Origin of the sequence: Fusobacterium sp. (genome assembly GCF_030528405.1) — a bacterium.
GTDB lineage: Bacteria > Fusobacteriota > Fusobacteriia > Fusobacteriales > Fusobacteriaceae > Fusobacterium.
This window is the reverse complement of record NZ_JAUMYY010000019.1, coordinates 1-26,814: the sequence shown is the minus strand read 5'-3', so window position 1 is coordinate 26,814 and position 26,814 is coordinate 1. Positions and strand designations below refer to the sequence as shown.

Below are 26,814 nucleotides of genomic sequence, written 5' to 3'. Positions count from 1 at the left end.
CAACTCTCTATCTTGCTATAAAGTCTATCTCATCTTCACCTTCTCCAACTATTTTTATAACCAGTCTATCAGGTATACCAATAATAACTTCTCCTGGTGACTTAATAAAACCCTGTTTAACTGCTATTTTAAGTGGCGAATTAGATGTAGTTACTCTTACCATATAATCTTTAAATTGGATATTACAACCTCCTATATCTGTGTTTACAAATATATTCTTTTCCTCTTCCTGTAGAGGATAAATGTACTCTAGGCTACCATTGACCCAAATCTCTGCCTTAGCCCCTTTTACATCCTTAAAACTTTTAATTTTTATAAAAAGCACTGAAAAAAATATAATTAAGAAAAAATATATTACCAAATCCCCTATTTTAAAGTATCTATTTTTTTTCATGTGCAAATTTTTCTCCCATGTATATCCTTGTTTCTATCTTATTTTTTGTATTTTCTATAATATCTTTATCAATTTCAACCCTGTCTTTTTCAAAAACCAATATACAAGTCGAACCTCCAAAAAGAAAATAACCCTTCTCATCTCCTTTTTTCACATAAGTATTTGCTTTATAAGTTTGAACTATGCTTCCTACCATAGTCGCTCCTACATCTACCATAGCTATATCTCCAAATTTTTCCGTAGACAAAATTGAATATTCTCTTTTATTTTCACAAAATATTCTAAAATTCTTCTTTATAGCATGAGTAGACACTGAATAATAGTATCCTTCTACTCTCTTTGTTTCGCTTATCCTTCCATCTGCTGGAAAGTGAAATCTATGATAATCAGCTGGAGCTAATCTTATAATTACAAAAGTCCCTCCTCTATATTTTTCAGCAAGCTCTTTATCCATAAAGAACTCCTCTAAACTAAATTCTGAACCTTTTACAAAAAATTTGTCCTTTTCTGTCAAATCTTTATAAGCTAAAACCTTTCCATCTGCTGGTGAAACAAGTACAGTTTCATCTGTGTCAATCTTTCTAGCTCCCTCTTTTAACTCTCTATAGAAAAAATCATTAAAAGTCTTATATTCATGAATAGCCCTTGCATAGTCTGACATATCTATATTCATTTCTTCCACAAACTTTTTAATTTTTTCCTTTGATTTTGGCTCATCCATTCTTTTTCCATAGTATTTTGAAAGAAATTTTCTTTTTACTATTGCATTTAAAAATAGAGAACCTAAAGGATTGTAGTATAAAAATTTCAAAGCAGCTTCTCCCATCACTTTCTCTATCTTTATTTCACCTGTCTTTCTTTCAACATATTTTATTTTTTCAAAATACATAATAGTTCCATCAATATAGAATATCTATATCCCTTTCTTTTTTATTCATATTTTCCATATTAATATTAGACTGAAGTTTTAAATATTTTTTGCTTCATTTATTAAATCATATTTTAATTTTATCAAATCACTTGATAAGTCAACCTTATAATTATGAGGATTTTCTAATCTCTTTCTCTCGTTAGACAAAGTTGCTAGGGATTCAAAATAATATTTTTGAGAGTCCATTATGTCAAGTAATTCCTCATATAAGCTTCTATTTATCTGACCTTTCTCAACATATAATCTTGTTAATTTTTTAAAACTATATGAATTTTCTTTCAATAAACTACTTTTAAATTCATATTTCTCATCTCTTATAACTAATTCCTTATAATTTAGAAGCTTTTCTTTATCGCTATCCTTTTTCACTAAAGTTATTAAGTCTGCATAAGCTATGCCCTCTTCATCATATATTCTATAGACTTCTTTAAAACCAGGATTTGATATTTTTATTACATCTCCTGATATCTTTATAAGAGGTTGTTCTTCCAATTCAACGATTTTATAAACACCTCCAAAGCAAGGATAAGATTTACTAACAGCTATAGCATCCCCCACTCCATACATATCTACACAAGCTCCCTGCTCTTTTAAAGATCTTATTAGCTTTTCATCCAAAGAATTTGTTAAAGTTATTATAGCCTTGGTAAAACCTTCTTCATCTAACCGTTTTCTACACTTCTTAGATTGATATGCCAAATCACCTGAATCTAATCTTATTCCATAAATACCTTTATAATTATCGTCTATTCCACATTCCTTAAATGCTTTTATTGCATTTTCTATACCAATATTTATCGTGTCATATGTATCTATAAGTAAAATAAGAGAATTTTTTACTCTATTTCTTCTATTATTTATAAAAGTTATAAAAGCTTTTTTCTCTGCCTCAGCCCCCACTCCAAAAGCTTGAATATAAGAATGAGACATTGTTCCATTAGAAGGAAGCCCATATTTATATTCAGTCATTAAGTTAGAATGCCCATAACATCCCCCTATTATAGCAGCTTTATTTCCTTCAACAGCACTATCAAAGCCATGAGCTCTTCTACTACCAAAAGATAGAACCTTAATTGGGGCTGCTGCCCTTGTTACCATAGATGCCTTTGTAGCTATTGCCATATTCATATTTATTATATTTAAAATAGGAGTTTCCAATATTTTAGCCTCTATTAATGGTGCTTTTATAGTTATTATTGGTTCATTGGGATAAACTATCTCACCATCTCTCATAGCATAAAGATTCCCTGTAAACTTAATTTTTGATAAGAAATTTATTAAATGTTCCTCTTCTAAAATCTTTGAAAAATATTTTTTCTTTTCTTCTTCATCAGTATTATTTAAAATTTCTATTAAACGCAATACTTCATGCACTCCAGATACTACAGCAAAACCTCCATCTTCAGTTTTTCTGAAAAAAACATCAAATACTGCTTCTTTAGTTTCCATACCTTCCATAAGAAAGATATCACTCTCTGTATACTGATATCTATCTGAGTTGATTACTCTTGCAAATTCTGTTAAAATAATATTATTATTCATTTTTTACCACCTTACATATATTCTAATAGAATTATACCACACTTTTTTATAAAATCAAAAAAAATATAGGTTTTTTTGAACAAATTAATACAAAAAAAATCGGGGTGATTTTAATGAGAACAGTTATACAAAGAGTTGAACAGGCTAAAGTGAATATTTATCAAACAACTGTAGGAAAAATAGATAGAGGTTTGCTTATTTTTTTAGGAATTACACACAATGATACAGAAAAAGAACTTAAATGGCTAGCTAATAAAATAAAAGATTTAAGAATTTTTGAAGATGAAAATGGAAAAATGAATCTATCTTTAGAAGATGTCAGAGGAGAAATTTTAATTGTTTCGCAATTTACTCTCTACGGAAACTGCATAAAAGGTCGAAGACCTGCTTTTATTGAGGCAGCTAGACCAGAACTAGCAGAAGGACTCTATTTAAAATTCATAGAAGAGTTTAAAAATTTCGGAATTAAAACCGAATCGGGAGAATTTGGTGCAGATATGAAAGTAGAACTAATAAATGATGGACCTGTAACTTTAATTATAGATACGGATAATGCAAATATAAAATAATTTTTTTCATAAATAACAGTTGTTATTAAAAGTTTTTCTTTATTTTACAAATGCTTTTAAGCTCAGTTTTCTTGACAATAATATAGATTTATACTATACTTTTATAAGTAATATTATTTTAATTGGAGGTAATAACAATGAATAGAATAGAAGGAAAAGTCGTTGTAGTAACAGGTTCTGCAAGAGGTATAGGAAGAGCTATAGTTCAAAGACTTGCAAAGGAAAATCCAAAAATTATAATCTCTTGTGATATGGGAGAAACAACTTATGAAGAAAAAAATGTCGTTCATAAAATTTTAAATGTTACTGACAGAGAAGCTATAAAAAATTTTGTTGAAGAAGTGGAAAATGAATATGGAAAAATAGATGTTCTTGTGAATAATGCTGGAATTACTAAGGATGCATTGCTTGTGAGAATGGGAGAAGATCAATGGGATGCAGTTATTGATGTAAATCTAAAAGGTGTTTTTAATATGACTCAAGCCATTGGAAAATCTATGTTTAAAGCTAGAAAAGGTTCTATTATAACTCTTTCTTCTGTTGTTGGTCTACATGGAAATCCAGGTCAAACAAATTATGCTGCAACAAAAGGTGGAGTTATAGCTATGACTAAAACTTGGGCTAAAGAATTAGGAGCTAGAAATGTCAGAGCAAACTGTATAGCCCCTGGTTTTATAAGAACTCCTATGACAGATGTTTTACCTGAAAAAACTATTCAGGAAATGTTAAATGCCACTCCACTTGGAAGACTTGGAGAACCTGAAGATATCGCAAACGCTGTTTTATTCCTAGCAAGTGATGAATCTTCATTTATAAGTGGTGAAACAATTTCTGTAGGTGGAGGATTAATGCTATAATTAACCGTATAGATTATTTTTAAGTTTTTAGTAATTTATAAAAATGATATAAATATTAAAAAATTTTTTAAAATATGTTATACTAATATTGTGAGGAATAATTTTATACATTAAGAAATCTTAGGAGGATTAAAATGAGTAAAGTTTATGTAGTAGCAGCAAAAAGAACAGCAATTGGAAGTTTTTTAGGATCTTTAGCATCTTTAAAACCTGCTGATATCGGTGCTCAAGTTGTAAAAAATATAGTTGAAGAAACTAAAATTGACCCAGCTAATATTGATGAAGTAATAGTTGGAAATGTATTAGGAGCTGGACAAGCTCAAGGTGTTGGAAGGCAAGTTGCAATAAAAGCTGGTATTCCTGTTGAAGTTCCTGCTTATTCTATAAATATTATATGTGGTAGTGGAATGAAATCAGTTATAACTGCTTATTCTAATATAAAAGCTGGAGAGGCAAATCTTGTTATAGCTGGTGGGACTGAATGTATGTCAGGTGCTGGTTTTGTTTTACCTGGAGTTGTTAGAGGTGGACATAAAATGGCTGATCTTGTTATGAAAGATCACATGGTATTTGATGCTTTAACTGACGCATATCACAATATTCATATGGGTATTACTGCTGAAAATATAGCTGAAAAATACTCTATTTCAAGAGAAGAACAAGATGCCTTCGCCTTTGCTTCTCAACAAAAAGCAATAGCTGCGGTAGATGCTGGAAAATTTAAAGATGAAATTGTGCCTGTGGTTATTCCTAATAAGAAAGGTGACATTGTTTTTGATACTGATGAATACCCTAACAGAAAAACTAGCTTAGAAAAATTAGCTGGTCTTAAACCTGCATTTAAAAAAGATGGTTCTGTTACTGCTGGTAATGCATCTGGGCTTAATGATGGAGCTTCTTTCTTGATGCTTGCCTCAGAAGAAGCAGTGAAAAAATATAATTTAAAACCTCTTGTTGAAATTGTTGCAACAGGTACTGGTGGAGTAGATCCTTTAATAATGGGTATGGGTCCTGTCCCTGCAATAAGAAAGGCTTTCGCTAAAACTAATCTGAAATTAGAAGATATGAAGTTAATAGAATTAAATGAAGCTTTTGCTGCTCAATCATTAGGTGTTATAAAAGGTCTTTCTAAAGAACATGGAGTTTCTGAAGAATGGTTTACTGATAAGACAAATGTAAATGGTGGTGCCATAGCTCTAGGACATCCTGTTGGGGCTTCTGGAAATAGAATTACAGTAACTTTAATACATGAAATGAAAAAGAGAGATGTTGATTATGGTTTAGCTTCTCTATGTATAGGTGGAGGAATGGGAACTGCTCTTATTCTAAAAAATGTAAAATAAATGAGTAAATAAATAAAAAAGTTGTTGCAAATGCAACAACTTTTTTATTTAATGAGAGTGTAGAAAAAATTCTAATCATAGAAGATAGAATTTACAGAAAAAAGTTCACACTCTCTTTAATAGTATTCATAGTATCTTTTTTCTAGTATTTTTAATTTCTTACTTCCAGTGTCAGCTTTAACTTCATAAATTTTTAATTCCAACAAGTTTTTATGATTATCTATAGTATTACTATAATAAAAATGATTTTCTTTTACTGGTTTATCCATATCATCAATTTTAAAATGCTGTTCTTCAATTCTATTAGCATTTTTATCATAGTATGATATAATTATTCTCCCTGATAAATATGTTGTCATTTCATAAGAGATAAAATTTTTATTTATATCCCTATATTCATTTATAATAGAGTTATTATGAAGTTCATCTTTTATTTCTTTTAATCTTCCCTTAACATCATAGATATATCCTTCTCTTACTATGATTTCTTTATATTCTCCATACCTCTGTTCTGTACTTATTTTTTTTCCATTTTTATTATAAGTTATTTTTTCTTCTTCAAACTCTCTCTCAGATTTCTCTCTTTTTGTTTTTATCTGAATTAAATTCCCAGACTTATCTGTTTTGTAACTGTAATCAAAAATAACAACACCTGTATCATCTGAAACTGTATATAAAAGTCCTCTGTTATCATATTTATAATTTTCTTTATAGGAAGCATTCCCCTCATCAGTATAAACTTCTTCTGATATCTTAAATCCCTTATCATTAAAGTGAATTATTCTTTTAGTTTTATCTTCTTTATTTTCATAGTCATATACTATTTTTTCAATCTTGATTGACTTTACTCTAGCTTTTATATTCTCTTGTATCCAGTCATTTTCTGGTAAAACTAAAGCATAAGAAAAATTTTGAAAAAGTAATAAAAACAATAATTTTTTAAAAAATTTTTTCATAGATTCTCTCCATATTAATCTTATTTATAAAATAGGCATTTAATAAGCCGGGTTCTGTATTTGTTAATTATTTATCTCGAATTATAATCACTTATAATCTCTAGCGACTTACCCTGAAGGAGGACGAGCAGCCCCTATCACCTTCCTATTTAGTCTTGCTCCAAAGGGGGTTTACCTAGCTTTTTTAGTTTCCTAAAAAACTGGTGGTCTCTTACACCACCTTTTCACCCTTACCATAATGGCGGTTATTTTCTGTGGCACTTTCCTTAAAATTACTTTTAGTAGCCGTTAGCTACCCTTTTGCTCTATGGAGCCCGGACTTTCCTCTGCTTAAGCAGCAATTAACTCAAATACCTATTTAACATTAATTTTCTCTTTTTTGACTGATTTTTTTCTTTTTCTTTTTCTTATCATTTTTTTCTAGTTTATACAAAGCGAATGCTCCTATAACTGTAATTATTACTCCTATTAATAGAAGTATATAAATATTATTCCCTTTTTCTTCTTGTTCTTTAGTCATAGTCATTTGATTAAGAGGTTCTATTTCAATATCTCTCAATACTGTCCCTACTCCATCTAAAACACCTATGAAATATTTTGTATATTCCCCTTGTTTTAGAATTTCTTCCATACTTGTTAGAGCTTCATCCATTTCGTCCTTATAGTCATCCATATCTATGTCTTTACTAAAAGATAGCTCAACTTCAAATTTTTTAACTCCGTCAGCTTTCTTTAAATTAAGTATCATAGCATGTTCAGGATCTGATATAGCAAAACCTTCATCAATTGATAAAGTATTTACAAATATAGTAATCCCTTTTTCTGAACTAATCTCTTTTATTTTCTCTTCAACAATTTTTTTATCTTCTTCTTTTAAAAGATTTAAATTGTCATTGAAATTAGCAAAAGAAAGTACTGAAAAAACTATAAAAATTATTGTCGTGTATATTTTCCTCATCTTATCTCCATTCTCCAATGTTATTTCAGTTAAATTTAAATATCAGAAATTTTATCAAGACTATTCTAAAAAAACTTAAACAGTGGTCCATCATTAAAAACTATCAATTCAAGCCCCAATGATTCCAAGTCTTTTTTTAAAAGCTCATAGAAAAAATTCTCACTTTCATAGTGTCCAAAATCCAATATACTAAGCCCATTTTCTAAAGCATCCAAAGCATCGTGATAAGCAACATCTCCAGTTATAAATAAATCTATATCTTTACTTTTAGCCATTCTCCAATAGCTCATAGCCGAACCATTTATAAGTGCAACTTTTTTAATTGAGCGGTCAAAATCTTTTGAAACTACTCTCACATTAGTTATTCCTAATTTTTCTTTTATTTGTTTAGTATAGTTATATAAGTCAATTTTTTCATCCAATGTATAAAGTCTTCCTATACCACAATCTTCTTCTTCATTCAAATCTAAAATTTTTGACTTTTCAATTCCTATTTTTTTTAAAACCCAATCATTTAAACCATTTCTTGTTGAATCTAAGTTCGTGTGAAGACAATACAAATCTATATCATTTTTTATAAGTTTTCTCAATTTTTTACCTAAAATTTCCTGCTCTCTTATAGATTTTATTGCTTTGAATATTATAGGATGATGTGTAATTATCATATCAACATTATTTTTTATGGCATTTTCTATAGCTTCTAGTGTCGCATCAATTGAAAATTGAATTTTTTTAACTGTCTTATTCATATCTCCAACTAATAAGCCAACATTATCCCATTCTTCAGCATTAGCAATAGGAAATTTTTCTTCCAATATTTTTATTATATCCTTAGATTTCATATTTTCTCCATCTATAAGCAATTTTTTCATCTATTGTAGATATTTTATAATTGCTTCCTTTTAATATTCTACTGAGTTTCACTAACATTTTAAGATTATTCTCCCTTAAAATCTTCCAATTTTTTTCTTCTACTTGGATGTCTAAGCTTCCTTAAGGCTTTAACCTCTATTTGTCTTATTCTTTCTCTAGTTACATTAAATATTTTTCCAACTTCTTCTAAAGTTTTAGGGGAACTATCATCCAAGCCATATCTGTATCTCAATACTTTTTCTTCTCTTGAACTAAGAGTTTTTAAAACTGCGTCTAATTCTTCTCTCAATATAGCTCTATTGGTAGCTTCATAAGGGCTAGTTGTCTTACTATCTTCTACGAAATCTCCAAGCTCACTATCTTCTTCACTACCCACAGGAGTTTCAAGAGATATCGGCTCCTGATTCATCTCTTGAATAGATTTTATTTTCTCAACTTCCATTTTAAGCCTCTCTGCTAAAATTTCTGGTGAAGCGTCTTTTCCTGTTTCTTGCAGATAAATTCTAGATTCTTTTTTTATCTTATTTATAGTTTCTATCATATGAACAGGTATTCTAATTGTTCTACCTTGATCAGCTATAGCTCTTGTAATAGCTTGTCTTATCCACCAAGTTGCATAAGTTGAAAATTTATATCCCTTTGTATATTCAAACTTTTCAACTGCTTTCATAAGACCTATATTTCCTTCTTGGATTAAATCTAACAATTTCAAACCTCTGTTTGTATGTTTCTTTGCTATACTTACAACCAATCTTAAATTAGATTCAATCAATTTTCTACTTGCTTCTTCATCACCTTCATAGGATTTCTGTGCATACTCTAGCTCCTCTTCATGAGTCAATAGAGGAACTTGCCCTATCTCTCTCAAATACATTTTTATAGGTTCATCAACTTTAGCACTACCGCCTATATTTAAAAGTTTCTCATTACCTAATTCATCTTCACTTATATCCTCTACTTCATCTGGATTAAATTCATCAAAATCTGTCAAAATCGCTTCTGTATCTTCGGTCCTCTCCTCTAAATAATCTCCTACATCTTGCTCATCTATATCTACAAATTCATCCTCTGCCTCTTTATAAAGTTCTCCATTTTTCTCTAGTTCATCTAACTCTTCTTGATTTACAACCTTTATTCCCTGCTCCATCATTCCACTTATAAGTTTTTCTATCTGTTCAACTGGAAAATTCTCTTTAAGTTGCTTGTTAATTTCCTCATAGCTAATTATTTTACTTTCCATTGCTTTTTTTATAAGTGCTATAGCTTTATCGTTTTTTATAAATTCTTTCAATATAAAACCTCCCAATTTAATTTCTAATCTAAAAGATTTTCCTTTATATTGTAAATTTTAATAAATTCTTCTATATTCTTTGATTTTTCTATACTATTTTTAAATTCTCCTATATCAATTTTTTTTGTGAAGTTGTCTTCTCTTTTATTTCTTATTTTCAATCTATATCTAAAATAACTTTTAAATATCTCTAGGTTTTCTCTTTCACTGGAAGATTTAGAAGATTCAAAAATGTAATCCATTACTATCCCAGCTAAATCATTATTTTTTTCAGCTTCAGTAAATTCATTACTATTCTCTATATAATTTTTAAATTCCCTCATTATATCTTTACTACTTAAAACTAAATTTTCCTTTAATTTTTTTTCAAAAAAAATAAAAATTTTAGTACTTATCTCAAACTGCATTTTTTTATTCCTAAAAAAAGAAAAATAACTTGGATTTTTTAATAACATTTTTATTATTGCTATCTCCATATTATACAATTGATTATTTTTTCTTTCTTCTTTTTTTACAAAGTCTTCTTCTTTTGATCTTATATATTTCTTTTTATTATTTTCTATTAAAGTTTTTTTCAGTACATCTAAACTTATATTTACTTTTTCTGATAATCTTTTTAAATATATTTCTTTTTCTAGTTCATTTTCCAAAGATAGAAAAAATTCTTTAAATTTTTCTATAAAATTTTGTTTAGACATAACATCTTTTAAGTCATATTCACTCGAAAATAACTTATATAAAAAATCAAAAATCTCAACTGAGTTTTTTACAACCTTTAAAAATCCATCTCTTCCTTTCAATTTTAAAAATTCATCAGGATCTTTTGCATTTTCAAATTCTAAGACTCTTATATTGAAACCCTGTGATTTTAATATATATGCTGCTCTTTCTGTAGCAGCAAGTCCAGCTTTGTCCATATCAAAAGATATCAGTATATTAGGAGAATATCTCTTTATTAATTTTGCTTGCTCTTCTGTCAAAGCTGTTCCAAGTGGAGCTATACTTGTATCAAAACCATAGTTACAAGATGATAAAACATCCATATAACCTTCCATCAGTATAGAATAATTCTTTTCCTTTATATTTCTGGCCCTTTCTATTCCATATACACTTTTTCCTTTTTTAAATATAGGTGTATCTGGTGAATTTATATATTTTGCTACTTTATCATTTTTTTCTAGGGCTCTACCTCCAAAAGCAATCACTCTACCGTGAGTCGAATAAATAGGAAAAACTATTCTATCTCTAAATGTATCATAAATTTTTTCTTCACTTTTTTTAATCAGACCTAAACTCAAAATATCTTCTGTTTTAAAGCCTTTCTCTAACAAATATTCATATAAATCTGTCCATTTATTAGTTGCATAACCTAGCTGATGTTCCTTTATTAATTCTGTATCAAAATCTCTATTAGCTAAATACTTTAATACATTAGCTGCTTCAACAGAAAATATTTTCTCCATAAAATATTTATGACTTAAATCCATAATTTCATAATATTTTTCTAAGGCTTCTAAATCTCTATCTAATTTCTGTTCTCTTATATTTATTCTATATTTTCTAGAAAGCTCCTTCACCGCTTCATTGAAAGAAATTTTCTTAAATTTAGAGTAGAATGTTATTGCATTTCCTCCTGTTCCACACACAAAACATTTACATATATTTTTATTTGGATTGACAACAAAAGAAGGATTTGTATCAGCGTGAAAAGGACATAGACCTTTGTAGTTTGCACCTGCTTTTTTTAATTCTACAAACTCTCCAACTACATCTTCTATTTTTAATTCATCTATAAGTTTATCAATATCTTCTGATTTATAATACATAACATTCACCTCCCAATCATAAGCTAATAAAAGGGAATAACCTTAAAGATTATTCCCTTAGCATTAGAATAGTAATTTTCTCATATATTCTGCTGCTCTATCATTTATATAGTCATTTTTTATTGTATCCTTAGCTTTGTTATAATCAGCTGCTTCCGCTTTTACTTCTTTTACCTTTTGATAAACTAAAGCTCCTGCTCCATTAACCTTTATTTTAACTTCATTTAAAGGACTTGCAAATATCTCCTTAGCTACTTCTGGGCTATATGCCAAATTAGGTATCATACCATCAGGACTTATTCCTTTTATCAAGATACTTTGTACTATATCCTCATCCAATTTTTGGATTTCAGAGAAAGCTACTGTTCCAGCATTTATATCATCTTTTATTTTGTTTATCTTTTCCATCTTTTCATCTATTGTTTTTTGTGATGGATTAACTATTACTAAAATATGAGAGGCTGACCAATTTCCATCTTTAGAATTACTCTCCTTCACAAAAATAATATGATAACCAAATTGAGTTTTCACAACATTTTTTACTATGGAATTAGCTTCTGCTGAACTAACAGCATTCTCAAATTCTTTAACCATCATCCCCTTAGAGAAAGCCCCTAAATCTTCATATAAATAGCCCTCTTCTCTTAAAAGAGATTTTCCATATTCTTCAAAATTATTTACATTTACTGTATTTAAAATTTTTTCAGCCTTTTGTTTTGCCTCTTCTTCATCTAATTTAGATGGTTTTATATTAACAAAAGCAAAGTTTGCATCTGCTGAGGCTTTTATTTCATATTGTGATTTATTAGCTTTAAAATAAGCTTCCAATTGTTCTTCTTTTGGCTTTATTTCTTCTCTATACTTTTTAATTAAAGCCTTCTGATATTCTTCAAGCTGCTTTAATGTACTTAAGTTATCTGAAACTTCTATACCTTTCTCTTTAGCAACTTTAGCTATGTTTATCTGCTTTTTTATATTTTCCTTAGCTAATTTTTCAGCCTTTTCTTTGCTATCAGCTCTCTGATGCATCAATTCTGAAACTGTTTGTAGAGCAAGTTCTAAATTTGTTATTTTAAAGCCTTCTTCCTCATAAGCTACAATCTCTTGTAAATCTTTGTATTCCTCAACTAAATCCTTTATTTTTGCTTCTTTTTTAGCTGTATTTAAAGCAATCGAATACTTCTTTAAACCTTCTTCTCTTTTTATATTTTTAATAATTTGCTCTTTTGAGCTTTCAAAATCTATATTCCTATTATTCACAACTGTATCATAATATTATTTTATTTAAACATCTGTAGTATTTATATCATTTTAAAAATATTATATATTTTTTACAAGAAAAAGATTTTCTTCTATTTCTGCTTTATAAGAATCTTTTGAAAAACCTTGATATTCTAGCATTCTTTTAAATTGGTCCTTATCACCAATAGCTTCTTCTGCTCTTCTAAATTCTTGATCTACTTCTGAAGATGGAACTTTTATCTTTAATTTTTTTGCTAGATCCAAAGTTAAATTTTTATCTATAACTTCATTAAAGGCAATTAACTCAATTAAACTTTTATCTATTTGATTACCATTTAGTGATGCATATTGGTTTGCTAATTCATTTTTTGTTCTTTCTATATCAAGTTTACTAATTATTTTTCCATTTAGCTCCATAGCTTCTTGAGCCTTTTTATTAGCTCGGCTTGATCTAAAACTTTCATATCCACCATAGACTAAAGATAGTAAAAATGCAAATGATATAATAATTGTGAAAGGTTTCATCACCTTACGAAATTTTCTAATAGCCATTTATCTTTACCTCACTTAAATTATTTTATATCAAGTCCGTACTTTCTTATCTTTTCATATAAAGTTGTTCTTCCTATTCCTAAAATCTTAGAAGTTTCTTGCTTATTCCATCTTGTTTTTTGTAGAGCTATTGCAATAACTACTCTTTCAACATCGTCTAAACTGTATATTTCTTGCTCTAAGATTTCTTTTAATGGTCCTACTCCTATTACTGTCTTGTTCTCAACTATATTAGATTTAGTTTTAATTTCTAACGGCAATTGTTCCACATCTAGAATTTTATCTTTTGATAAAAGTGCCATTCTTTCTATTAAATTTTTTAGTTCCATTATATTACCAGGATAGTAATATTCCATTAAAAATTTCATTGCCTCCCCAGAAATTACAGGAGTTTCTTTATGTAAAATTCTTACAACCTTATTTAAGAAATAGTTTGCAAGTATAGGAATATCCTCTTTTCTTTCTCTTAAAGGCGGTACTTCAATTGGAAATGCTGTAAGTCTATGGAATAAATCCTTTCTAAATTTCCCTTTTTCAGTTTCTTCTTTAAGATCAATATCTGTTCCTACTAAAAATCTTACATTAGCTCTTCTTACCTTAGTTCCTCCAACTCTTTTAAATTCACCATATTCTATAGCTTTTAAAAGTCTAGTTTGAATCTTTATATCCATTTTAGAAATATCTTCTATATAAATAGTTCCACCATCTATTTCTTCAAGAATACCTCTTTTACTTGCACTAGCTCCTAAGAAAGCTCCTCTTTCATAACCAAATAGTTCTCTTTCTATAAGTTCTCCTGGGTAGATGGCACAACTTATCTGTGCATACTTTCCTCTATTTCTATCACTCTTTTTATAAATTTCTTTGGCAACTATATCCTTACCTACTCCTGTTTCTCCAACTATAAGTATAGGTAAATCACTATCCGCTACCTTTTCTATCATAGTTTTTACATCTTTTATCTTTGCAGACTGTCCTATTATATCTGTATCTTCTTCTAAAACTAATAATCTTTCTTCCAGTCTTTTATTTTCTTTCATTAACTCTAAACCATTTAAAGAAGGAATAATAACCTTATCTAAATCTTCAACCTTCACAGGTTTTGCTAAATAAGCATAAATTCCTGCTTTTTTTATTTCAGCTATAGTTTCTGCTGTTTCATTTTCTATTAAAGCTATTGTTACAAAGTCCTTTCCTATACTTGATAATTTTTTCTTAGATTCAGCAAAATTAAAAGAATTTAAATTATTATCCAATAAAACTATTTCAAAGTCACTCTCTCTTATCATATCTATAGCATCCAATAAATTACTAAATGTTATCACTTCATATTTTTCTGCTAATTCTTTTCTTATTTGTTTTAATACTTCCTTTTTTTCAGAAATTGCTAATATTGCGTTTTTCATTTTTCCTCCTTTTCTAAAACAAATCATTTTTTTAAATTTACATCATAATGTATTATAACAGATGTTTTGTATAATTTCAAGACTTATACAAAATTTTTAATTTTATATTTTTTAATATCTTTTATTTAAAAAAATAATTTCCATATATCATTTAAACTTATTACTATAATAAAAAATAGTAGTAACATCATACCACCCTTATGCAATTTTTCTTCCCATTTTTTATTTACTTTAAACCCCAGAATTTCAAATAATACAAAAAGGATTCTTCCTCCATCAAGCGCAGGTATAGGAAGTAAATTTAAAATTCCTATATTTATAGATAAAATTACTATCAGGCTTGATATTGCTACAAAACCAAATTGTGACATCTCACCTATAACTTTAAATATTCCCACAGGTCCACTGACTTCTTTTAAAGAAACTTTACCTCCAAAGAGATGAGTAAAACCAACAAGTGTATCTTTAAATATGTTTTTAAATGTTAGGGCTGCATATTTTAAACTTTCTGTAGTACTTGTTTTTATATGCTTTACCACTGGATTTATTCCCAATACATATCTATCATTAACTTCATCCTTCATAAGTTTTAACTTTAAAAGTTTTTCTTCTTTTTCTCTTTCAACTTTTACATCTATTTCTATTTTTCCATTTAAACTCTCAATTTTTTGAGGAATATCTATCCATTTTTCTATCTTTTCCCCATCTATTTCTAATATTTTATCGTTTTCTAAAAGTATTCCATAATTTATACTCTTCTCTGCTACTGTTCCTACATAAGTTCCACTTTCGTATTCAAGTCTGCCTGCTAATTTCATTGTAAGGAAAAGTATAATAAAGGCTGTGAGAAAATTCATAAATACACCTGCAAAAAGAACTATAAATCTTTGATAAGCAGGTTTTTTATTAAAACCATTTTCTACCTCACTTCCTATTTCCATTCCCTCTATATTGACATAGCCTCCTATAGGTATAGCTCTAAAGGAATACATTGTTTTTCCTGTTTCTGCAGAAAATACTTGTGGGCCCATTCCTACAGAAAATTCACTTACTGGAATCTTAAAAAACTTCGCAGTAAAAAAATGTCCCAATTCATGTAGAAAAATTATTATACCCAGTACTATAACTGCTATTAAAATTGACATATTTACTCTCCTTTTATAAGATCTTTTACTTTATCAAAAATCTCATCATTTATCTCTTCTATCTTCCTCACTTCATCGTTTTTAACGCATTCAATTTCCGTCCAAATATATTTTCTAGATAAAAAACAGGCGTTATCATAAGATTTTTTTAAATAGTCCTCATTCAATTCATGAATATCTTTCTTTTTTTCACCTGTAATTTTATTTTTTCTCTCAGCCATTAAAATTTTAGCTTTTTCTATGGGCATTTTTAAAAAAAATACCCTATCTGGTCTAGGAATTTCTATTTTTTCGTATTCTAAATCTTCTAACCACTTCAAATATTCAATTTTTTCCTTTTCATTTACTATTTTTGAAGCCTGATGTATCATATTTGAAGTTACATATCTATCTGTTACTATTATATAGTCATCTCTATAGAACTTTTCCCATTCCTGTTTAAAGGAAGCATACCTATCTATGGCATACATAGTGGATACTGGGTAAGGATTAATTTGGTTTGCATCATCTCCAAACTTCCCAGCTAAATACATTTTAACAGGTTCACAGGCTGGACTATTATAATTAGGAAAAGAAATTTTTACCGTCTTAGTATATATTTTTTTTATTCTTTCATATAGTAATTTTGTCTGAGTTTCCTTGCCACTTGAATCAGTTCCTTCTATTACTATTATCTTTCCCATTTTTCTCTCACCTTTATTCTAATTTCTCTATCAACATTTTTTATAATATCAAGTGCATCATCTCTATCTAAGTTTATAATACTATGCTCATCCATTGACTCTTCTATGATAGAATAAATCTCTAAAAATTTTATTTTTCCCTTCAAAAATAAGTCAACTGCCACTTCATTAGCTGCATTAAAAACAGTTGTCAGAGTATGACCTCCTCTTCCAGCTCTATATGCCAAGTCTATGCTTCTAAATACTTTTCTATCTACTTCTTCAAAGCTTAAATTTGAATATTTTTTAAAATCCATTGTTTCTATAGCAGAATTAAAGTCTTTTTTAGGATAGCTTAAAGCATAAAGTATTGGAGTTTTCATATCTGGAACTCCCATCTGAGATATTATGCTACCATCTATATATTCAACCATTGAATGAATTATACTCTGTGGATGTACTATAACATCTATTCTGTCATAGCTCAAGCCAAATAACTCATGAGCTTCTATAATCTCTAATCCCTTGTTAACAAGAGTCGAAGAATCAATTGTTATCTTCCTTCCCATTGACCAGTTAGGATGTTTTAATGCTTGTTCCACAGTTACATTTTTTAAATCATCTAATGAACTTCCTCTAAAGCTCCCTCCACTTGCAGTTAAAATAAGTTTTTTTATATCTTCTTTTCGAAATCCTTGCATAGATTGAAAAATAGCTGAATGTTCACTGTCAACTGGAATTATCTCTGCATTTTTATACTGTTTTAACAATCTATTTATATAAAAACCAGCTGAAACCATAGTTTCTTTGTTAGCAAGCGCTACTCTCTTTTCTCTTTTTATAGCTTCAACTGTTGCATCTATTCCAATAGAACCACTTACAGCAGTTAAAATAATATCATATTCTGCTATTTTAGATATTTCTGCTAAGCCTTTGTCACCAACAAAAAATTTAATTCCTTTATACTTATTCTCTAAATTCTCTCTATCTTTTTCATTACCAACACATACATACTTTGGATAAAATTCTTCAATCTGCTTTTCAAGTAAGGTTATATTACTATTCCCACTTAAGCCAACAATCTCATATTTAGTTCTATTATTTCTCACCAGTTCCAAGGAATTTCTTCCTATACTACCAGTTGAACCAAGGATTAAAATTTTTTTCACAAAAGCCTCCGTCTATCTGATAAAAAAAGACACAAAAGGAAGAACTAAAAGCATGCTGTCGAATCTATCTAATACTCCTCCATGCCCCATAAGTATAGTTCCCGAGTCTTTAACTTCGCATTCTCTTTTAAATAAAGATTCTACTAGATCACCTAATTGAGCAACAAAAGAAATCACAACACCAATTAGGAAAGCATAAAACAACTCTTTTGCTCCCAATTTCACTTGAGATTCTACAAGTGTTAAAATAAAACTAGCTAAACCAGTAAATAGCAATGAACCTATTGCACCCTCAACAGATTTTTTAGGGCTTATCTCTGTGAATCCCTCTTTAAAAAACTTCCTTCCTATTCCTACTCCAACTATACCAGCTGATGTGTCCGATACCCACACTAAAATCTGTAAAATCATTATCAAAGTCAGTCTTGGGTTAAAACCTGATATCTCGTAATAACGATATTCAAAAAAATACAAATTTATAATTTCAGAAAATAAAATTGCAACATAGACAATACCCAAAACTGTATAAGCTACAGAAGACAAAGTCCCCTTTATTTGATTTCTAAAAACCCTATAAACTAAAATAGAAAAAACTGTTAATACCAATATTGTCTTAATATTCAAGCCCAGATAACCATAGTAATATTCAAAATAATTTAAAAATTCACTCAAACCGTCTGTCGTATTTAAGAAACTTTGCTCTAAATTTAATTGATAAGTTGTGAGTACTACTAATAAGCCCATAAATATACCAAATTTACTGTAGACTTCTCTTCCTGAAGCCTCAATCATTTTATAAAATTCACTCAATCCCACGCCCACTACAAACAGCGAGAAAATAAAAAGGGGAAAGCCTTTTAAACTGATATTAGTATATATAAATATTAAAAGTGGGACACCTATTAGAGCTACTAAAACTCTATTCCATTTAAACATTGTTAACTCCTCCAAATCTTCTTTCCCTATTTGAATAACTCTCTATTGCTTTATCAATTTCTTTTTCATCAAAATCTGGCCACAAAACATCTGTTATATAAAATTCTGAATATGCTATCTGCCAAAGTAAAAAATTTGATATTCTAAACTCTCCACTTGTTCTAATTAGCAAATCAGGATCAGGAAAATCATTGTATAAATATTTTCTAAATTTTTCTTCATCTATATTTTTATCATTGTTTTCAATCATTTTATTAACTGCATCTATAAGTTCGGCTCTACCGCCGTAGTTAAATGCAATATTTAGTGTTAGATTATTATTTTCTTTTGTTTCTTCTTGTAATTTTTCTATTTCCTCAAGTAAATCTTTAGGAACATTATCTTTTCTTCCTGAAACAAAAAATCTTATACCATTTTTAATCATAGATTTTCTTTCATTTTTTATATATTTTAAAAACAAAGACATAAGTGTTGCCACCTCATCTTCTGAACGATTCCAATTCTCCGTTGAAAAAGCATATACAGTTAAATATTCAACTTTTATTTCAGAGAGATATTTTATAATCCTTCTAAGTGCTTTTGCTCCTTCTGCATGTCCAAAAGTTCTAGCTAAACCTCTTTTTTTTGCCCATCTTCCATTTCCGTCCATAATTATTGCTATATGTTTAGGAATACTTTTCTCCATTTTATCACCTCATTATTATTTCATTTTAACATGAATTTTATTTTTTGTTAAACTAATTTTGAACAGTTTTTATCAGAAGAAATTTCTAAAATTTTTTAATCTTTCAGTATAACAAATTTTATATTTTTTAAATTTTAAAAAATGGGAGAAAATTCTCCCATTTTATAAATTTATTTATTTTTTAAATAGTATTCAACACAGATTTTTTTTTCTTTCTATATGGTTCCATATGAATCGAAAAAACTGAATCTATAAGCTTTTTTGTATACGGATGAGTAGCATCTCTTACCTTTGCACCATCTATTAATTCAACAATTTTTCCATTATTCATAACAGCAATTTCATGTGCGAAGGAATTTATAAGGGCTAAATCATGACAAATAAAAACCATACTTATATTTTTTTCCCTCTGTAATTTCACCAAAAGTTCTATAATAGTTTTTTGTATAGAAACATCGAGAGCTGAAGTTGCCTCATCACAGATTAAAACTTCTGGCTCTAGAGATATTGCTCTTGCTATCCCCAGTCTTTGTTTTTGCCCTCCACTCATATTTTGAGCATATTTATATATGAAATTTTCTGGAAGCTCTACCATTTTTAACAAATCTGTTGCAATTTTTTCTTTTTCAGATTTTTTTATCCTTTTATAATTAAGCAATGGTTCAGTCAAAATTTCTAAAACATTCATTTTAGGATTAAAAGCCGTCCATGGATCTTGAAATACCATCTGTATATTCTGTCTATTTTCCCAAACTTCTCTCTCAGAAAATTTGCTTATATCTTTCCCATGATATAAAATTTCTCCTGAACTTGGTTTTTCTAAATTCATAAGCATTCTTATAAAGGTTGTCTTCCCAGAACCTGACTCTCCAACTATTCCTAGAGTTTTTCCTCTGTAGACTTTTAAATTGATTTTGTCACAAGCTATCATTTCTTTTCCATCATAAGTTGAGAAAATTTTGGTCAAATTTTTACTCTCTAATATCATTTCTTTTTCACTAGACAAATCTCTCACCATCCATTTCCAAAACTGCTGACAATAATTTTTTAGTATAATCACTCTTTGGTTTTTTTATAACTTCATCTCTAGTTCCTTTATCAACTATTTTTCCATTTTGCATAACTATAATTTTATCAGCCATATAGGCTGCTACTCCAAGGTTATGTGTAACAATTATTATTCCTGTATTAAATTCATCTCTAAGCCTCATAAATTCTCTTACTATCTCAGCTTGAGTTGTAACATCTAAAGCTGAAGTGGGTTCATCTGCTAATATTAAATTGGGATAAAAAGTCAGAGCCATAGCTATTCCAACTCTTTGTTTCATTCCACCAGATAGTTGATGTGGGTAGCTTTCCATAACATTTTTTGGATTATGTAGATGAACCTTCTCAAGAAATGAAATAGCTTTTTTTTCTGCCTCTTCCTTAGAAATAATTTCATGACTTTTAATATACTCTACATACTGGCTTCCAATTTTCCTCAAAGGATTAAGAGCTCCACCTGAATCCTGAGAAACCATTGTGATTTCAGTTCCTCTTAGAGTTAACCAGTCTTTCAAATTTTTATCTGTCAGTGATTTTCCTCCATATAATATGCTCCCTGAAAGTACTTTTCCACCCTTCGCTAAGAGTCCCATTATAGCTCGAAGAACTGTCGATTTTCCGCTGCCACTTTCCCCAACTATACTTACAATCTCTCCCTTTTTTAAAGATAGAGAAAAATTTTCTACAACTGGTTTTTTATCTGCATATTGTATCGTCAAGTCTTTTATTTCTAGCATAGTTTCTCCTCTACTCTGCTAAACCAACTTCTGTTGTTATCCAGTAGTAATCCATTGGAAACATAGTTAAACCTGTCACTCTTTTATTTGAGAATAAATATGTTGTTTCATGTCCAAAAAATATTGTAGCCGCATCATTCATTAATATTTGTTGAACTTCTATAGCTATATCTTTTCTTCTATTTCTATCAAATGTACCTTTTAATTCATCTAGTAAAGCATCAACTTTTGAATTAGAATATCCTGCTTTATTTGATGCAGATTGACTATGCCAATTTTCATATAAATAGTTTTCAGGATCTCCTGTATTAGCAACTAGAACGTTCCAAATTAATAGATCAAAATTTCCTGAATCACGCATATCAAGTAGTGTTTCATAACTTACAGGTTTTAAACTAACTTTAACTCCAATATCTTTCAAATTTACCTGTGCGGCTTGAGCATAAATTCCCAATTCTGCTCTACTCGTATATATAACAAAATTTAAATCTAATTTAGTTCCATCAGGTTTTTCTACAAAGCCATCTCCATCTATATCTTTATATCCTGCCTTAGCTAAAATTTCTTTTGCTGATTCTGGATTATAAGTATTTTCATCCAATAATTTATCAAATCCAAAATCAAGTGTAGGAGGAATAGGTGCTTTTCCTGGTGTAGCTGCCCCTCCTAATAAATTTTGTGTATAAGCTTGCTTATCTAAGGCTCTTATTATTGCTTGACGTAATGCTAAATCTTTTAAAGCTCCATTCTGATTCATAAAAGAATAAGTTGTTCTAAGTGATTTTAGTTCTTGAACCACTATATCTTCTTGCCCTTCAAAATCTGCTTTGTTGTTTACCTTTAAGTTATATGCTATGTCAATTTCTCCTGATTTCAAAGATAAGGCTCTTGTATTTTGGTCATTTATGTCTTTAAAAGTTACCTTATCTAATTTAGGACTTGTTCCCCAATATAATTCATTTTTCTCAACTACGGAATATTCTCCTGCTTTGAACTCTGTAAACTTATATGGTCCTGTGCATATAGGACCTTTAGCTGCAAATTCATCAGTATTAACACTTGTGTCAACTATTAAAAACAAAGGGTCTGCCAATGATTGTACTAAAACAGCTTTTGGTGTTGTTGTTTTTATTTTTAAAGCCTGTCCATCAGCTTCAATACTTTCGTATTTAAAATATCCTTCTGCTCTTTTTGTTTTTGCAAATGTTCTTTCAAGAGAGTTTTTAACAGCCTCTGCTGTCAAAGCATTCCCATTAGAAAACTTAACTCCATCTCTAATTTTAAATGTCCAAGTCAAATGGTCATCACTGACTTCCCAACTTTCAGCAAGTAGAGGCTGTAACTGACCATCTTTATCAAAACGTACCAGATTTTCTCCAACTCCATAACGAGTTATAACCCAACTAAAATACTGTTCTGTTGGTTCTAACGTATCTGCAAAACTTGTTACTCCTACAACTATTTCTTGAGGTTTTACCTCTGTTTTTGCTTGTTCTTTTGTACCTCCACAAGCTACAAATAAACTTAACATTAAAGCTAACAATGAAAACAGTCCAAATTTTTTAAACATTTTTTTCACTTTTTCTTACTCCTTTCTTTGATTTTATATATTTTAAGATCTTAGCAACTAATCAATTTTTATATCTATAATATCTCTGAAACTATCTCCTAGCATATTAAATATTACAACTACTGTAACTATTGCCATACCAGGGTATATCATAAGCCACGGAGCTCTTGCTAAATATGTCCTACCTTCATTTAACATTGCTCCCCATTCAGGTATAGGAGGTTGAGCTCCAAAACCTAAAAATGATAGAGCTGCGATCTCTAACATTAAAGCTCCTATATCTGAAACAGCTGTTACTAACATCATCGTAAACATATTAGGAAGTATATATTTAAATAAAATTCCATAAGTTCTACTTCCTGTTACCTTAGCTGCCTCTATATAAACTTCCTGTTTTATTTTTAAAACCATAGCTCTTGAAAGCCTTGCATACTTAACCCATGTCACTGCTGAAATTGCAATAATAGCATTTATTACACTAGGACCTAAAAGACCTGCTATAGCTATTGCTAATATAAGCCCAGGAAAAGATACCATCATATCCCCTAGCCTCATTATAATAATATCTACCCACGAGCCAAAATATCCAGCTATTATTCCTAAAAATGTTCCAAGAAAAAAAATTATCGTTATAAGAGTTAAAGTCATAAAAAGTGAATACCTCGTACCATATATTATTCTTGAAAGTAAATCTCTTCCTAAAATATCTGTTCCCAATAAATATTGTGAAGAAGGTGCTTTCAGGCTATCTGTCATTATAGCTTCAAAAGGATCTTTTGGTGATATATGAGGTGCAAATACTGCAATTAATATAATTATAATTGATAAAATAAGAAAAATTGTAAATTGCAAGTGTTTTTTTATAAAATCCATAATTTTCACTTAAATAGCCCCCTTTACTCTAGAATCTATATATTTATATGAAAAATCAACTATCATATTTATAATTAAATATATAAGTGCTATAAGTAAAACATAGGCTTGTATTAAAGGATAATCCCTATATGATATCGCTTTCACTGCCATACTACCCATACCTGGCCAATTATAAATTATTTCAACTACTGCTGTTCCACCTAAAAGACTTCCTAAAGATAGACCTAAAAGTGTAATAAGGGGTAACATTGCATTTGGTAATACATGCTTCCATAGTATTACACTTTCTTTTATGCCTCTCATTCTGGCGCCAGCTACATAAGATTTGTCCAACTCTTCTAAAAATATATGTCTGACTTGTCTTGTGTATTTTGCTGACATAGCCAAGCTTATTGTAAGAGCTGGTAATATAATGGATTTAAAATCTGTTTTTCCTCCTGATACACTCACCCATTTTAACATTACACCAAAAATACTTAAAAAAATTAAACCTAACCAAAAACTAGGAACAGAAATTCCAATAAATGTTAACATTCTTATAAAATAATCCTGCCATTTATTAACTTTAATTGCTGCTAATATCCCTAAAGGTACAGAAATTATCAACATAAAAAATAAAGAAAGCAATGATAAATTTAAAGTTGGTAAAAAAGCTCTAGCTATTTTTTCTGTCACTGGTATTCTAAGAGAATATGATTTTCCCATATCTCCGCTGGCAACTGAATAGCACCATGATGCATACTGCTCAATAAAAGGTTTATCCAACCCTAGTTCTGCTCTTGTCTGTGCTAACAATTCTGGAGTAGGTATATGCCCACATTCAGTCAACATTATTTCAGCAGGATCTCCAGGCGATAAATAAGTCAAACTAAAGGTAAAAAAACTTATTCCTATAAGAACTACTAAAACTTGTATCAATTTACTATAAATTCTTTTATTACTCTTCATTCCTATCCCTCTCAAATTTTTATTTTCCCTTAATTTCTTTATTAACATATTTTATAAATGCTACAGTAAATAGCACAGCAGTTACAAACCAAGTTATTGGATAAACAAAAGCAACCCCTTGAAAACCCAAATTTAATCTGGAAATTATTGTCAATAGAATTATTCTAAAAACACATAAAACTCCTATTATTATAGACATTGAAGTTATTGAATAACCCATTCCTCTAACTGAAGCACCCATAGTTTCCAAAATAGAATATAAAAAATAAAAAGGGAATGTTGTAAAAATTATTCTTAAACCTAAATTTATAACTATTTTATCTTTTATAAAAATTCTAAAAAATGTTGTTGGAAAAAATAAAATTATAAATGCAATAACCACTGTTACTCCACAGGATAATATTGTAGTTAAAAAAGTCCCTTTTTTTAATCTAACATAATTTTTTGCCCCTGTATTTTGTCCAGAAAATATTGTCATTGCCTGCCCTAATGCTACTATGGGCATCCAAATAAAATTTTCTAATTTAAAATACATAGCATAAGCAGCTACTGCATCTCCACCATAACCATTTATATAATACTGCACTGCTATATTTGAAAAAGTTATTAACATAGATTGTAAACCTGCGGGCAAACCATAGTATAAGATTTTTTTTAAAATAGAGAAATCTACTTTAAATGAATCTAATTTTAACTTTATTATAGATGCATTTCTAAATAAATAAAAAATCACTAAAGTTGCTGTAAAACTTTGAGAAATAAATGTTGCTATAGCAACTCCTGCAACACCCATTTTAAAAAGGATAATAAATACAGCATTTGCTATAACATTTAAAAACCCTCCTATAGCAAGTATATAAAAGGGTGTCTTAGAGTTTCCTGAAGAACGAATAATTCCAGAACCCATATTATATAAAATCATTGGTATCATACTTAAAAAATATATTTTTAAATATAAAACTGCTTCTGTCATTATTTCTTGTGGAGTATTCATAATATTTAAAAGTTTTTTTGAAAAAATTAAGCCTACTATTGTTAAAATAATACCACTTAATAAGGCAAATGAAATTGCTGTATGTGCCGTTTTATTCGCAGCACTGACATCCTTTGCTCCAATTTTTTGAGAGACAACTATTCCAACTCCAACAGACACTCCCGTAAGTAAGCCTATCAAACAAGTAAATAAAAGACCACTTGCTCCTACTGCCGCTGCTGCTCTCTTGTTTATAAAATTTCCAACAAAGATCATATCTGCTGTATTATAAAGCTGTTGTATCAAACTTCCTCCTAAAAGTGGAAGCGAAAAAAATACTATAGCTTTTAGTATATTACCTTCTGTCATAATATTCATCTTTTTTGACATTATCTATTTTTATTTCTCCTTTATCATATCTTTATTCATAATAAATTCTATATTAAATTTCCTTTATTGTCAATCAATTTTCATAAGCTAAACATTTTATTTTTTTAAAATATTTTGTATAACTTAACAAAATCTTACAGTTAAGTTAGTATTGTTCTTGTTTTTCTTTTATGCTATAATTTATAAAATAGTTTAAAAGGAGAACAACTATGAAAAATAAAATCTTAGTTTTTATATTTATATTTTTTTCATTTTTTAATAAATTTATTTTAGCAAATCCTTATACACCATATTCACACCAATGGAATGCTTATCAACAACAATTATACGGTGCTATGGAAGAACAAAAAAAACGAGAAGCTGAATGGGCAGCACAGCAGGAGCAAATAAAAAAGCAAAATAATTCTCAAAAAACATTTTACGAACTACAGGCAGAAAATACTAATAAAGTCATCCTCTATAAAGTGTTTGTGTATAACAGTAAAACTGGAGAGGGTATTTATGATATTGTAGAAGGCTATGACTATGATGATTCTATTAAAATAATGAAAAAGGTAGCAAAAAAAGAATTTAACTTAAAATGTGATGATGGAATTGCATGGGGAGGTACTGCTTCAAGAAAGCTCTATGGCTCTGTTGCAATGGGTATAGTTAATGGAAGATATGTAGCTTATTATAAACATGGAGGCTATACTGACGAAGAGAGAGATAGATTTTCTTTAGAGAAATGTCAATCTGAGGCTTCAAATTGTGAAATTATAATATCTAATTTTTAAATTTAAAACTTTACAATATTTTTATTAAAAAATATATTTTATGTTTTCTTATATACAAAAAAACTGAATGGAAAAATTTCCATTCAGTTTTTTATATTTCGTTTATTTTTTAAAATTTATATTGTAGTCCTGCTGAGAACACTGAGTCTGCTCTCTTTCC

At 29.0% G+C, this 26,814-nt stretch carries 26 protein-coding genes and 1 other RNA gene; 4 read left to right on the top strand and 23 right to left on the bottom strand.

Annotation, left to right across the window (positions count from 1 at the left end):
* Positions 1–7 precede the first annotated feature (7 nt).
* The 3 genes from Q4A58_RS04620 to Q4A58_RS04610 all read right to left on the bottom strand — a co-directional run bounded on the left by Q4A58_RS04620 (position 8) and on the right by Q4A58_RS04610 (position 2,867).
* Positions 8–394 carry a NusG domain II-containing protein gene (locus Q4A58_RS04620; RefSeq protein ID WP_303116911.1) on the bottom strand — a complete coding sequence of 129 codons (387 nt, stop codon included), beginning with the start codon at positions 392–394 and terminating at the stop codon, positions 8–10.
* The gene (locus Q4A58_RS04615; protein WP_303116910.1) at positions 381–1,283 is read right to left on the bottom strand and encodes a phosphatidylserine decarboxylase; all 903 of its coding nucleotides are present in this window, start codon (positions 1,281–1,283) and stop codon (positions 381–383) included. Before Q4A58_RS04615 ends, Q4A58_RS04620 begins: the two co-directional genes overlap by 14 nt.
* Before the next feature lie 78 nt (positions 1,284–1,361).
* The gene (locus Q4A58_RS04610; protein WP_303116909.1) at positions 1,362–2,867 is read right to left on the bottom strand and encodes a nicotinate phosphoribosyltransferase; all 1,506 of its coding nucleotides are present in this window, start codon (positions 2,865–2,867) and stop codon (positions 1,362–1,364) included.
* 113 nt (positions 2,868–2,980) lie between these two features.
* Between Q4A58_RS04610 and dtd the strand changes: the two genes are divergently transcribed.
* The 3 genes from dtd (at position 2,981) to Q4A58_RS04595 (ending at position 5,636) form a co-directional block, all read left to right on the top strand.
* The gene (gene dtd, locus Q4A58_RS04605) at positions 2,981–3,436 is read left to right on the top strand and encodes a D-aminoacyl-tRNA deacylase (RefSeq protein WP_303116908.1); all 456 of its coding nucleotides are present in this window, start codon (positions 2,981–2,983) and stop codon (positions 3,434–3,436) included.
* Between the two features lie 137 nt (positions 3,437–3,573).
* Entirely contained in the window at positions 3,574–4,293 is a 720-nt protein-coding gene (fabG, locus tag Q4A58_RS04600; RefSeq protein WP_303116907.1) for a 3-oxoacyl-[acyl-carrier-protein] reductase, read from the top strand.
* 134 nt (positions 4,294–4,427) lie between these two features.
* On the top strand, positions 4,428–5,636 hold the full coding sequence (locus Q4A58_RS04595; RefSeq protein WP_303116906.1) for an acetyl-CoA C-acetyltransferase: 1,209 nt from the start codon (positions 4,428–4,430) through the stop codon (positions 5,634–5,636).
* A 116-nt stretch (positions 5,637–5,752) separates the two neighbouring features.
* Here Q4A58_RS04595 and Q4A58_RS04590 read toward each other — a convergent pair whose 3' ends face one another.
* The 20 genes from Q4A58_RS04590 to Q4A58_RS04495 all read right to left on the bottom strand — a co-directional run bounded on the left by Q4A58_RS04590 (position 5,753) and on the right by Q4A58_RS04495 (position 25,878).
* Complete coding sequence (locus Q4A58_RS04590; RefSeq protein WP_303116905.1) at positions 5,753–6,592, bottom strand: hypothetical protein; 840 nt, start codon at positions 6,590–6,592, stop codon at positions 5,753–5,755.
* Positions 6,593–6,619: 27 nt separating this feature from the next.
* Positions 6,620–6,950, bottom strand: an RNA gene (rnpB, locus tag Q4A58_RS04585) — RNase P RNA component class A.
* A gap of 6 nt (positions 6,951–6,956) precedes the next feature.
* On the bottom strand, positions 6,957–7,550 hold the full coding sequence (locus Q4A58_RS04580; protein ID WP_303116904.1) for a hypothetical protein: 594 nt from the start codon (positions 7,548–7,550) through the stop codon (positions 6,957–6,959).
* A 65-nt stretch (positions 7,551–7,615) separates the two neighbouring features.
* Positions 7,616–8,392 (bottom strand): Nif3-like dinuclear metal center hexameric protein, encoded by a 777-nt coding sequence (locus tag Q4A58_RS04575; RefSeq protein ID WP_303116903.1) that lies wholly within the window; start codon positions 8,390–8,392, stop codon positions 7,616–7,618.
* A 95-nt stretch (positions 8,393–8,487) separates the two neighbouring features.
* Positions 8,488–9,714, bottom strand: coding sequence for an RNA polymerase sigma factor RpoD (gene rpoD, locus Q4A58_RS04570; RefSeq protein WP_303116902.1), 1,227 nt, complete (start codon positions 9,712–9,714; stop codon positions 8,488–8,490).
* Between the two features lie 23 nt (positions 9,715–9,737).
* Positions 9,738–11,540 carry a DNA primase gene (dnaG, locus tag Q4A58_RS04565; RefSeq protein ID WP_303116901.1) on the bottom strand — a complete coding sequence of 601 codons (1,803 nt, stop codon included), beginning with the start codon at positions 11,538–11,540 and terminating at the stop codon, positions 9,738–9,740.
* Positions 11,541–11,603: 63 nt separating this feature from the next.
* Positions 11,604–12,800, bottom strand: coding sequence for a peptidylprolyl isomerase (locus Q4A58_RS04560; RefSeq protein ID WP_303116899.1), 1,197 nt, complete (start codon positions 12,798–12,800; stop codon positions 11,604–11,606).
* A gap of 60 nt (positions 12,801–12,860) precedes the next feature.
* Complete coding sequence (locus tag Q4A58_RS04555; RefSeq protein WP_303116898.1) at positions 12,861–13,334, bottom strand: SurA N-terminal domain-containing protein; 474 nt, start codon at positions 13,332–13,334, stop codon at positions 12,861–12,863.
* Positions 13,335–13,354: 20 nt separating this feature from the next.
* Entirely contained in the window at positions 13,355–14,740 is a 1,386-nt protein-coding gene (locus Q4A58_RS04550; protein ID WP_303116897.1) for a sigma-54 dependent transcriptional regulator, read from the bottom strand.
* Positions 14,741–14,865: 125 nt separating this feature from the next.
* A complete protein-coding gene (locus tag Q4A58_RS04545; RefSeq protein ID WP_303116896.1) occupies positions 14,866–15,885 on the bottom strand; it encodes an RIP metalloprotease in 1,020 nt (339 codons plus the stop codon).
* 2 nt (positions 15,886–15,887) lie between these two features.
* The gene (locus Q4A58_RS04540) at positions 15,888–16,568 is read right to left on the bottom strand and encodes a thymidylate kinase (protein ID WP_303116895.1); all 681 of its coding nucleotides are present in this window, start codon (positions 16,566–16,568) and stop codon (positions 15,888–15,890) included.
* A complete protein-coding gene (dxr, locus tag Q4A58_RS04535) occupies positions 16,556–17,716 on the bottom strand; it encodes a 1-deoxy-D-xylulose-5-phosphate reductoisomerase (RefSeq protein WP_303116893.1) in 1,161 nt (386 codons plus the stop codon). The genes Q4A58_RS04540 and dxr overlap by 13 nt, the downstream gene beginning before the upstream one ends.
* A gap of 12 nt (positions 17,717–17,728) precedes the next feature.
* Entirely contained in the window at positions 17,729–18,652 is a 924-nt protein-coding gene (locus Q4A58_RS04530; RefSeq protein ID WP_303116892.1) for a phosphatidate cytidylyltransferase, read from the bottom strand.
* Positions 18,645–19,337, bottom strand: coding sequence for an isoprenyl transferase (locus tag Q4A58_RS04525; RefSeq protein WP_303116891.1), 693 nt, complete (start codon positions 19,335–19,337; stop codon positions 18,645–18,647). The genes Q4A58_RS04530 and Q4A58_RS04525 overlap by 8 nt, the downstream gene beginning before the upstream one ends.
* Before the next feature lie 181 nt (positions 19,338–19,518).
* Positions 19,519–20,355, bottom strand: a complete 837-nt coding sequence (locus Q4A58_RS04520) for an ABC transporter ATP-binding protein (RefSeq protein ID WP_368501153.1) — start codon at positions 20,353–20,355, stop codon at positions 19,519–19,521.
* Entirely contained in the window at positions 20,336–21,121 is a 786-nt protein-coding gene (locus Q4A58_RS04515; protein ID WP_303116888.1) for an ABC transporter ATP-binding protein, read from the bottom strand. The genes Q4A58_RS04520 and Q4A58_RS04515 overlap by 20 nt, the downstream gene beginning before the upstream one ends.
* Positions 21,122–21,131: 10 nt before the next feature.
* Positions 21,132–22,691, bottom strand: coding sequence for an ABC transporter substrate-binding protein (locus Q4A58_RS04510; RefSeq protein ID WP_303116918.1), 1,560 nt, complete (start codon positions 22,689–22,691; stop codon positions 21,132–21,134).
* 57 nt (positions 22,692–22,748) lie between these two features.
* Positions 22,749–23,573 carry a nickel transporter permease gene (nikC, locus tag Q4A58_RS04505; protein ID WP_303116887.1) on the bottom strand — a complete coding sequence of 275 codons (825 nt, stop codon included), beginning with the start codon at positions 23,571–23,573 and terminating at the stop codon, positions 22,749–22,751.
* On the bottom strand, positions 23,574–24,515 hold the full coding sequence (gene nikB, locus Q4A58_RS04500; protein WP_303116886.1) for a nickel ABC transporter permease: 942 nt from the start codon (positions 24,513–24,515) through the stop codon (positions 23,574–23,576). It abuts the gene before it with no gap.
* A 19-nt stretch (positions 24,516–24,534) separates the two neighbouring features.
* The gene (locus Q4A58_RS04495) at positions 24,535–25,878 is read right to left on the bottom strand and encodes an MATE family efflux transporter (protein ID WP_303116885.1); all 1,344 of its coding nucleotides are present in this window, start codon (positions 25,876–25,878) and stop codon (positions 24,535–24,537) included.
* Positions 25,879–26,087: 209 nt separating this feature from the next.
* On the opposite strand from Q4A58_RS04495, the gene Q4A58_RS04490 reads away from it, so the two are divergent.
* Positions 26,088–26,654: a hypothetical protein gene (locus Q4A58_RS04490; RefSeq protein ID WP_303116884.1), complete on the top strand. Its 567-nt coding sequence runs from the start codon at positions 26,088–26,090 to the stop codon at positions 26,652–26,654.
* Positions 26,655–26,814: the final 160 nt, after the last annotated feature.